This window comes from Chloroflexota bacterium, from assembly GCA_014360805.1.
GTDB lineage: Bacteria > Chloroflexota > Anaerolineae > DTLA01 > DTLA01 > DTLA01.
In genome coordinates, this window is the sequence record JACIWU010000100.1 from 1 (window position 1) to 9,370 (window position 9,370).

The following is a 9,370-nucleotide window of genomic DNA, read 5'->3' on the forward strand; positions in this document are numbered from 1 at the left end:
TTTCGTGTCCTTCGCGATCCAACCGCCCCTCACCCTGGCCCTCTCCCAGCGGGAGAGGGGACGCCGCCACCGCGCGCGGGCACACGCGGCTGCGGTCTTTGCGCCCCGCGCGGGCTCCGAACGCCGCTGCGGCCACCTTGCGCAAATCTCGCAACAATGCTACACTACACGCGGGAGGGAAAACGTGGCGCAAGCACTGTACCGCAAATGGCGATCCCAGACGTTTGACGAAGTGGTGGGCCAGGAGCACGTGGTGCGCACGCTCACCAGCGCGCTGGCGCAAGGGCGCATCGCCCACGCCTACCTGTTCGCAGGGCCGCGCGGCACGGGCAAGACGACCATGGCCCGCCTCTTGGCCAAGGCCGTGAACTGCCTGGCCGAGGACGGCCCCAAGCCCTGCAACCGGTGCGCCGTCTGCCAGGCCCTCAACGAGGGACGGCTGATTGACCTCATTGAGATTGACGGCGCCTCCAACCGCGGCATTGACGAGGTGCGCACCCTGCGCGAACAGGTGAACTTCTCGCCCAACGTGGCGCGGTACAAGGTGTACATCATTGACGAAGTGCACATGCTCACGCCCGAGGCGTTCAACGCGCTCCTCAAGACGCTGGAGGAACCCCCCGCCCATGTCATTTTCATCCTGGCCACCACCGAGGTGCACAAGTTGCCCCCCACCATCATCTCGCGGTGCCAGCGTTTTGACTTCCGCCGCATCCCCCTGGACCTCATCACCCAGCGGCTCAGGCTCATCGCGGACACGGAGGGAATCCACGCGGAGCAGGCGGCGCTGGAACTCATCGCCCGGAGCGCCACCGGCAGCATGCGCGACGCGATCTCGCTACTGGATCAACTCTCGGCCTACGGGAGCGACTCCATCACGCGCGAACAAGTGCAGGCGATGCTGGGCGCGGTGTCGGTGGAGCCTCTCGCCGACCTGGTGGACGCCGTGATTCACGACGACCTCAAAGCGGCGCTGGGGATTGTGGCGCAGTTGGTGGATCAAGGGCTGGATCCGCGCCAGTTGACCGCCGAACTGCTGGACTACGCACGGGATCTGTTGCAGGTGAAGGCGGGCAATCCCCCCGCCCTGACCGCAGCGAGCGCCCAGGCCGAGAGCCGCATGCGCGCCCAGGCCGAGGCGTTGCGCGTGGACGATCTGCTTCGCCTGTCGCGCCTGCTCACCCAGGCGAGTTTGGAGATCAAGGGCAACATCCTGCCCCAGTTGCCGCTGGAACTGGCGCTGACCGAGGCCATCCTCAAGCCTGAGGCCCGGCCCGCGCAAGCGTCGCAAGCCGCGCCCGCGCCGACATCCACAACGCGCCCCGCGGCGCCGCGTGAGGCGCCCAAGCCGCAACCGGTGGTAGGCCCGCAGGCAAAGCGCGAAGAGCCGACGATGGTGGAAGCAGCAGCGGGCGCGCCCGCGACGCCACCGGCGGCAAGCGCGGGGGTCGTGGATTTGGACGCCGTGCAATGGCGCTGGAACGACTTTGTGGAGAATCTTCGCAATTGCAATCCGCGGACGCAGGCCCTGTCGGCGCAGGCCCTGCTGCGCTCCGGCGTGCCCATGAGCGTGGACGGGGACGTGATTGTCATCGGTTTCCCATCCGAGTTCCATCGGAAGAAGATCAGCGAGGATGCGCCCAAGGCGTTGGTGGAGAAGGCGCTGGCCGAGGCGCTGGGAGTGCCGCGCTGCGCCATCCGCGGGGTTGTGGTGTCGCCGCAGGAACTGAAAGCGGCGGCGGAAGCGGCGCGCGCGGGCGCAAATCGCAAGGCGCCGACGCCGGCCACGCCCGACGCTGCCGTGCGCGAGGCGGCGGATCCGCTTGTGGAGTACGCGGCCAATAACTTGGGCGCGGTGGCGAAGCCCATCGCGCCCGAGGAATCATCATCCGTTGGGGAGGAAACGTCGTGAGCAAGGGAAAAGGGGGATGGAGAGCGCCGTCCGGAGGCGGGGGCGGCATGGGCGGCCTCTTGCAGCAACTCCAGCGCATGCAAGAGGAAATGGCCAAAATCCAGGAGTCGCTGAAGGATGAGACGGTTACCGCCACGGTCGGCGGCGGCGTCGTTACGGTCGTCATGAACGGCCACCAGGAACTGGTTTCGCTGACCATCAAGCCCGAAGCGGTGGACCCAGACGATGTGGAAATGCTCCAGGACATGCTCATGGCCGCCTTCAAGAGCGCCCAGGAGCAGGCCCGCGACCTGGCAGCCCAGCGGCTCGGTGCAGTTACCGGCGGGATGTCCGTTCCAGGGCTGATGTAGACCCGCCGCCTTTCGGCATGGGGAGGGTTGCATGGGTTCGCGCGTTCTACCCGAACCCGTAGAACGGCTGATAGAGGAATTCAGCCGCCTGCCCGGGATCGGGCCCAAGACGGCTTCGCGGCTCGCGTTCTTCCTGTTGCGCGCCCCGAAGGAACAGGCGCAGCAACTGGCCGAGGCGTTGCAACAACTCCGCGAGCGCATCACATTCTGCCAGGTTTGCCACAACATCAGCGAGACCTCGCCGTGCCCGGTCTGCGCCGACGAGACCCGCGACCACGGCCTCATCTGCGTGGTGGAGGAGCCGCTGGATGTCGTCGCCGTGGAGCGGACGCGGGAGTTTCGCGGGGTCTATCACGTGCTGCACGGGGTGATTTCGCCGGTGGACGGCGTGGGGCCCGAGGACTTGAAGATAGAGTCGCTCCTGGAGCGCGTGCGGCAGGGCGGTGTGCGCGAGGTCATCGTCGCCACGAACCCCAATATGGAGGGCGAGGCCACGGCCATGTACCTGGCGCGGCTTCTGGCGCCGCTGGGCGTGCGCGCCACGCGCCTGGCCCGCGGGCTGCCCATGGGAGGCGACCTGGAGTACGCCGACGAGATCACGCTGCTGCGGGCGCTGGAAGGGCGGCGGGAAATCTGACCGCCCCGGACGCAATGCCAGGCCCCGGCGCAAAGTCGGGGCCTTTTGCGCAGGCGGAGGCCGCCCCGCTGACGGCCTCAACACGTAGGGCGGCTTTCCATAGCCGCCAAGGCTCGCGCAAAGACACGAAGTCACAGAGGATTTTCCGTGTCTTTTTCCCTTTGTGCCTCTGTGCCTTTGTGTGAAACATGATTCTCACGCAAAAACACAAGACACGAAGGCCGCGGCAGGTGTGGAAACCTGCCCTACGCTCGTGGTGGCACAATGCCCAAACACGTAGGGCGGCTTCCCATAGCCGCCGCAGGCCAGGGGCAGGTATCAGGTGCGACGCACTTCCGAAGTGCGTCGCACCTGAATGGAAGGGCGTGTCAAGGGGCCGGGGACAGGTACGGAAACCTGCCCTGCGCCCTGCCCCGCCGATAGGCGCGCCGCGTTTGCATAAAGAAAAGCGGCTGTGCTATAATGAGTGCGGCCGCTGGGGCGTCGCCAAGCGGAAAGGCAGCGGCCTTTGGAGCCGCGATTCGAAGGTTCGAATCCTTCCGCCCCAGCCAGACTATTCCGGCTTTGCGGGCATCTGAGGTACGACTCCGCCGTTCTCTTGATGGACGAGATTTCGTTTGGCGACAACTCAAAACATTCAAGGACAGTCTCTGACACGGTGGCCCGGCCCAGGCCCACAAGGAACGTGGGGCTGCGGTTTGGGTCATCTTTGTTCTTGACGTTCGCCCGCATCGCTTCCGTCCCGTCCTCCCTTTCCGCAAATCCGCGTGAGGTGCGCACATGAGTCTATCGGTGGTGATTCTGGCCGCCGGCCTGGGGACGCGCATGAAGTCGGCCCTGCCCAAGGTGCTGCATCCCCTCGCGGGGCGGCCCATGGTGCTGTACGGCGTGGAGACCGCCCGCGCGCTGGGGGCCGAGGCCATCGTCCTTGTCGTGGGGCATGGGGCCGACCAGGTGCGCGCCGTCGTGGGCGATGGCGTGCTGTACGCGCCGCAGCCCGAGCCGCTGGGCACCGGCCACGCCGTTGCGCAGGCCGCGCCCCTGCTTCGCGGGCGCCAGGGAACCACGCTCGTGTACTACGGCGACATGCCGCTCCTGCAACCGGAAACACTCCGCCGCCTGGCCGCTACCCATGAGGATACCGGCGCGACGCTTACCCTCCTGACCCTGCTGGCCGATGACCCGATGGGGTTTGGGCGCATCCTCCGCGATGGAGACGGGCGCGTGGTGGGCATCGTGGAGGACTCGGTGGCGACGCCCGAGCAGAAGCGCATCCGCGAGTTGAATTGCGGAGTCTATTGCTTCCAAAGCGACTGGCTGTGGGACAACGTCGCAAAACTGCACAAAAGCCCCAAAGGCGAATTCTTCCTGACCGACCTGGTGGCGATGGCGGTGGCGCAGGGGCGGCGCGTGGAAGCCGTGAGCACGGACGATGCCGACCAGATGCTGGGCATCAACGACCGCACCCACCTGGCGCGCGCCGAGGCGATTGTGCGACGCCGAATCGCCCAGCGCCACATGCTCGCCGGCGTTACCTTCGTGGACCCGCTGAGCACTTACGTGGACGCCGACGTGCAGATCGCCCCCGATACGATCCTCTACCCCAATACCCACCTACAGGGCAAGACCCGCATCGGCTCCCGCTGCCACATCGGGCCGAACACCATCGTGCGCGACTCCATCATCGGCGACGACTGCAAGGTGGAGGCCTCGGTGGTGGAAGAGGCGGTGCTGGAGGACTGCGTGGACATCGGCCCGTTCGCCCACCTGCGCAAGGGCGCGCACCTGGCGCGCGGCGTGCACATGGGGAACTTCGGCGAGGTCAAGAACTCCTACTTGGGGCCTGAGACCAAGATGGGGCACTTCAGTTACCTGGGCGACGCCGAGGTGGGGGCCAACGTGAACATCGGCGCAGGGACCATCACCTGCAACTTTGACGGGGAACGCAAGCACAAGACGATTATTGAGGATGGCGCGTTCATCGGGAGCGACACCATGCTCGTCGCGCCAGTGCGCATCGGCAAGGGCGCGAAGACGGGCGCCGGCTCGGTGGTTACCCGCGATGTCCCGCCCGGCGCGGTGGCCTACGGCGTGCCCGCGCGCGTGCGCAAAACGCAGTCGGAAGCCGGCCCGCAGGACTCGGAGCGGCCCTCCGATGCGCCGGCCGGTGCTGGTGGACAGGAGTCTGGCAAGTGAGCAGTTCGGCAGTTCGGGAGTTGATTTTGCTGGCGGTGCTGATTGCCATCAACGCGTTCTTCGCCGCCTCGGAGATGGCGGTCGTTACGCTCAACAAAGTGCGGCTGCGCCACAAGGTGGAAGAGGGCAACCGAACGGCGCAGGTGGTGGAGCGCCTCGCCACCGAGTCCAGCCGCCTGCTGGCCACCATCCAGGTAGGCGTTACGCTGGTGGGGTTTCTGGCCGCGGCCACGGCTGCGACAAGCCTGTCCCGCCCCTTCGGCCAGGCGCTGGCGGCGATTCCCGTGCCCTTCGTCCAGGCCAACGCCGAGGGCATCGCAACGTTCCTCATCACGTTGGTGCTCGCTCTCATCATGCTTCTGTTCGGCGAACTCGTGCCGAAGAACCTGGCGCTGCGCCATTCGGAGCGCATCGCCTTCGCCGTGGCGCGGCCCGTAGACCTGCTGGCGCACATCTTCTCGCCGCTGGTGAGCGCGCTCGTCTTCCTGACCAACAAAATCTCGGCGGCGCTGGGGGCGCAAGCGCCGAGCAACATGCCCTTCGTTACGCAGGACGAGATCATGGCAATGGTGGACGCGGGCCAAGAGGGCGGCGTGATAGAGGAAGACGAGAAGGAGATGATCTACTCCATCTTTGAGTTCGCCGACACGCTGGCGCGCGAAGTCATGGTGCCCCGCATAGACATCGTGGCCGTGGAGGCCGACACGCCCCTCATGCAGGCCCTGGATGTGGTGATGAAGGAAGGGCACTCCCGCATCCCCGTGTATCAGGGCACCATTGACAACATCATCGGCCTGCTGTACGCGAAGGATTTGCTCGTGTACCTGAAGGAGGGCAAACTTGACGTTCCTCTGCCCCGCATCGTCCGTCCCGCCTATTTCGTGCCGGAGACGAAGAAGGTGGACGACCTGCTGCGGGAGTTGCAGGCGCGCAGGGTGCACATGGCCATCGTGGTGGACGAGTACGGGGGGGTCGCGGGGCTGGTAACCGTGGAAGACCTGCTGGAAGAGATCGTGGGCGAAATCCAGGACGAGTACGATGCGGAAGAGCCGACGGTGGAGCGCGTGAGCGACAACGAGTTCATCTTTGACGCGGGCGTGCAACTGGACGACGTGAACGACCTGCTCAACGCCGATCTGCCCGACACGGGCGGGGACACCCTGGGCGGGTTCATCTACACGCAACTGGGGCGGGTGGCCGCTGTCGGCGATGAGATTCGCCTGGACGATTTGACGATCACCGTGCTGTCGGTCGCGGGGCGGCGCATCCGCAAGGTGCGCGTCGTGCGGGGCGCGCCCCAGGCAGATGAGAGCGCGCCGAGCGAAACCGATGTTCAGGGGTGAGCCTATCGTGGATGACAAGGATTTGGTGCAGGCGGCGCGGGAGGCGCGGGAGCACGCTTACGCGCCCTATTCCCAATTCCGCGTGGGGGCGGCGCTCCTCACGCGGTCGGGGCGCGTGTTCACCGGCGCCAACGTGGAGAACGCTTCCTACGGCCTGTCGGTGTGCGCCGAACGGGTGGCCGCGTTCAACGCCGTGGCCGCGGGCGAGCGCGAGTTTGAGGCCATCGCCGTGGTTACAGGCAATGGGGTGATGCCCTGCGGCGCGTGCCGCCAGGTGCTGGCCGAGTTCGGCCCCAACATGCGGATCATCGTGGCCGACGCCGCGGGCAACAGCCGCACCTACCATCTGCCCGACCTGCTCCCGGGACGGTTCACCCCGGAGGATTTGAAGTAGCCGTTGGCCAATGGCCGTTAGCCAGACATTTCCGGGCAAGGCGATGTGCGAAAGGTAAGGGCTAAAGGCTAATGGCTAATGGCTAAAGGCTAGAGGCTGGGGGCTAAAGGCCTTCTGCGAGGAAACATGACACACTTCTTTGACGACCTGGCGCGGTTCTACGACCTGGATCACGCCTCCGTGCGCGAGGACGTGGAGATGTACCGGCAGTTCGCCGCGCAGGCCGGCTCGCCCATCCTGGAGTTGGGGTGCGGCACCGGACGCATCGCGCTGCCCCTGGCGCGGGACGGGCACGAGGTGGCGGCGGTGGACATCTCGCCGGCCATGCTGGCGGCGCTGCGCGCCAAACTGTCGCAGGAGCCGCCGGAGGTGTCGGCGCGAGTCCAGGTCATCCAGGCCGACATGCGGCGTCTGGCGTTGGGCCGCGAGTTCGCGCTGGCCCTGTGCCCGCTGAACACGTTCCTGCACATGACGACGCAGGCCGACCAACTGGCCGCGCTGGGGAGCGCCTTTCGCCACCTGGCCCCGGGCGGGCGGCTCGTCGTGGACGTGGCGTCGCCGCTGGCGCTGCTGCTGATACCAGCGGGCGAGACGTTGTCGCTCCAGGGCGAGTTGCGCGACGCGGCCACCGGTCGCACGGTGCAGAAGTTCACCTCCATGCGGTTTGACCACGCCCGCCAGATGCAGTACCTGACGCTCATCTACGACGAGGTGGGGGCCGATGGCGCGGTGAGGCGAAGCACGCTCCACACCGAGTTGCGCTACGTGTTCCGGTTTGAGATGCAGTTGCTGCTGGAGCGCGCGGGGTTCGCCGTGGAGGCCGTGTACGGTTCCACCGACCTGGAGCCGTATGACGCGCTTTCGGAGAAGATGATCTTCGTCGCGCGGCGGTGAATCCACAACAGATTCGCGGAGGAAGACGATGATAGACGGCGTGAAGACCCGAAAACTGCGGCTGATTCCCGACGAGCGGGGCTACCTGATGGAGATGTTCCGCTCGGACTGGGAGGAGTTTGAGCGGTTCGGCCAGGTGTACATTACCGCCGTGTACCCGGGCGTGGTGAAGGGTTGGCACTATCACAAGTTGCAGACCGACCACTTCATCTGCGTCAAGGGGATGGCGAAGGTGGTGCTGTACGACAACCGCGAGGGTTCGCCCACCCGGGGCGAGGTCAACGAGTTCTTCATCGGCGAGCAGAACCCCACGCTGCTGACCATCCCGCCCGGGGTGCTGCACGGGTTCAAGGGCATCAGCACCGAGATGACGCTCATCGTGAATGTCCCCGATCGGCTGTACAACTACGAGCAGCCCGACGAGTACCGCTTTCCCGCGCACTCGCCGGAGATTCCGTATGACTGGGCGCGGAAGGACGGGTGAGCGGACGCGAACTGCGGACTGCGTAGCGCAGGATCAGCGCGATAGGAAACAGGAACGCCCACACCACAGATAGCGGGTCATGGGCGTGGTCTCTGCGCGTGGGCGCCGGCCTGCCGATGGTTGGGCTCAACTGCATGTGGAGCGCAGCGAGCCAGGCCGACAAGCGGCGAAGCCGCCGCGAAGCGAGCGCAGCGAGCGAAGCGGTCGGCTGAAAGCGCAGGTTGGGCGGCCATTCTTGTAACACCACTACTTGCTCGCAACGACAAAGACACGCCCTTCCTTTTCAGGCTCATCGAGGGCTGTCTTCAAGTCTTGAATCTTGGCAAAGTAAGCGTTCTTCCAACCAGCACTGTGTAAGAGATCGCTTACCTTTTTCATCTCAAAGACGGTGTTGAAGACAATCTCTTCAAAGCGCTCATATAGTCCGTTGGGCAAGCGAACAAATCCGCTTATTCTTGTCCACGCCTTATCGCTCTTACCATCGTACATGCCGTGACTGATGATCACCGCATCTTCGTCGCTTTCGTCAACATGCACGTTGTTCCAACGTCTTAACCCGCTTCGTGTGTTGAGGTCAAAGATAAAGTAACCATCACTGACGGCAGAGACGCATTGGAAACATCTGTATAATGCCTGTTCGTTTTCGAGATGATTGAGGGCATCATAGGTAGAAACGACCAAACCAAAGCGCTCATCGAACGTGAAGTTGCTCGCATCACCCTGGACAAAAGTGGCCTGCCCAGAGTCGATATAGTGGCGGGCATTGTCACGAGCATAATCGAGCATGTGTTCCGATAGATCAAGTCCAACGACGCGATACTCCTTCTCCAGAAAATAGACCGCAAGATGTCCGGCGCCGCAACAGAGATCAAGGACGGTCTTGTCCTTATGTCCAATCGGTGTGGCGGCATAGAAATTGAGGATAAGCGGAGCAACTTGCCTAGCAAAACCAGACCATCTCAAATTATAGACTCGGGCGAAGCCCTGACTGTACGACTGCATCTGACTCACTCCTGCGACCATGAGGCCGCCCAACGGCGCGGCGGTTGAGATGCGCGCAGCGGAGGCGCGGAGCGCCGACGCCAGCGTCATCTCCAACCGCTTGTTCGGCCGCCGCGAGCGCAGCGAGCCAGGCCGACAAGCGGCGAAGCCGCCGCGCC

9 protein-coding genes and 1 tRNA gene are annotated in these 9,370 nt (G+C 65.0%); 9 read left to right on the forward strand and 1 reads right to left on the reverse strand.

Translation table 11 applies throughout. The annotated features are described in order from the left end of the window. The first annotated feature begins 184 nt into the window (after window positions 1–184). The 9 genes from dnaX (at window position 185) to H5T65_12810 (ending at window position 8,210) form a co-directional block, all read left to right on the forward strand. On the forward strand, window positions 185–1,912 hold the full coding sequence (dnaX, locus tag H5T65_12770; protein MBC7260109.1) for a DNA polymerase III subunit gamma/tau: 1,728 nt from the start codon (window positions 185–187) through the stop codon (window positions 1,910–1,912). 47 nt (window positions 1,913–1,959) lie between these two features. Then, on the forward strand, window positions 1,960–2,262 hold the full coding sequence (locus tag H5T65_12775; protein MBC7260110.1) for a YbaB/EbfC family nucleoid-associated protein: 303 nt from the start codon (window positions 1,960–1,962) through the stop codon (window positions 2,260–2,262). A 31-nt stretch (window positions 2,263–2,293) separates the two neighbouring features. Beyond that, the gene (gene recR, locus H5T65_12780; GenBank protein MBC7260111.1) at window positions 2,294–2,899 is read left to right on the forward strand and encodes a recombination protein RecR; all 606 of its coding nucleotides are present in this window, start codon (window positions 2,294–2,296) and stop codon (window positions 2,897–2,899) included. Between the two features lie 476 nt (window positions 2,900–3,375). Further along, window positions 3,376–3,450 (forward strand) — tRNA-Gln (locus H5T65_12785). 229 nt (window positions 3,451–3,679) lie between these two features. Continuing rightward, a complete protein-coding gene (gene glmU, locus H5T65_12790; protein ID MBC7260112.1) occupies window positions 3,680–5,095 on the forward strand; it encodes a bifunctional UDP-N-acetylglucosamine diphosphorylase/glucosamine-1-phosphate N-acetyltransferase GlmU in 1,416 nt (471 codons plus the stop codon). Next, window positions 5,092–6,438: an HlyC/CorC family transporter gene (locus H5T65_12795; protein ID MBC7260113.1), complete on the forward strand. Its 1,347-nt coding sequence runs from the start codon at window positions 5,092–5,094 to the stop codon at window positions 6,436–6,438. The genes glmU and H5T65_12795 overlap by 4 nt, the downstream gene beginning before the upstream one ends. After that, window positions 6,425–6,832 carry a cytidine deaminase gene (gene cdd / locus H5T65_12800; protein MBC7260114.1) on the forward strand — a complete coding sequence of 136 codons (408 nt, stop codon included), beginning with the start codon at window positions 6,425–6,427 and terminating at the stop codon, window positions 6,830–6,832. The genes H5T65_12795 and cdd overlap by 14 nt, the downstream gene beginning before the upstream one ends. Before the next feature lie 126 nt (window positions 6,833–6,958). Next, window positions 6,959–7,726: a class I SAM-dependent methyltransferase gene (locus H5T65_12805; protein MBC7260115.1), complete on the forward strand. Its 768-nt coding sequence runs from the start codon at window positions 6,959–6,961 to the stop codon at window positions 7,724–7,726. 28 nt (window positions 7,727–7,754) lie between these two features. Beyond that, a complete protein-coding gene (locus H5T65_12810) occupies window positions 7,755–8,210 on the forward strand; it encodes a dTDP-4-dehydrorhamnose 3,5-epimerase family protein (GenBank protein MBC7260116.1) in 456 nt (151 codons plus the stop codon). A gap of 246 nt (window positions 8,211–8,456) precedes the next feature. Here the strand turns inward: H5T65_12810 and H5T65_12815 are convergent, their stop codons facing one another. Then, a complete protein-coding gene (locus tag H5T65_12815) occupies window positions 8,457–9,212 on the reverse strand; it encodes a class I SAM-dependent methyltransferase (GenBank protein ID MBC7260117.1) in 756 nt (251 codons plus the stop codon). Window positions 9,213–9,370 lie beyond the last annotated feature (158 nt).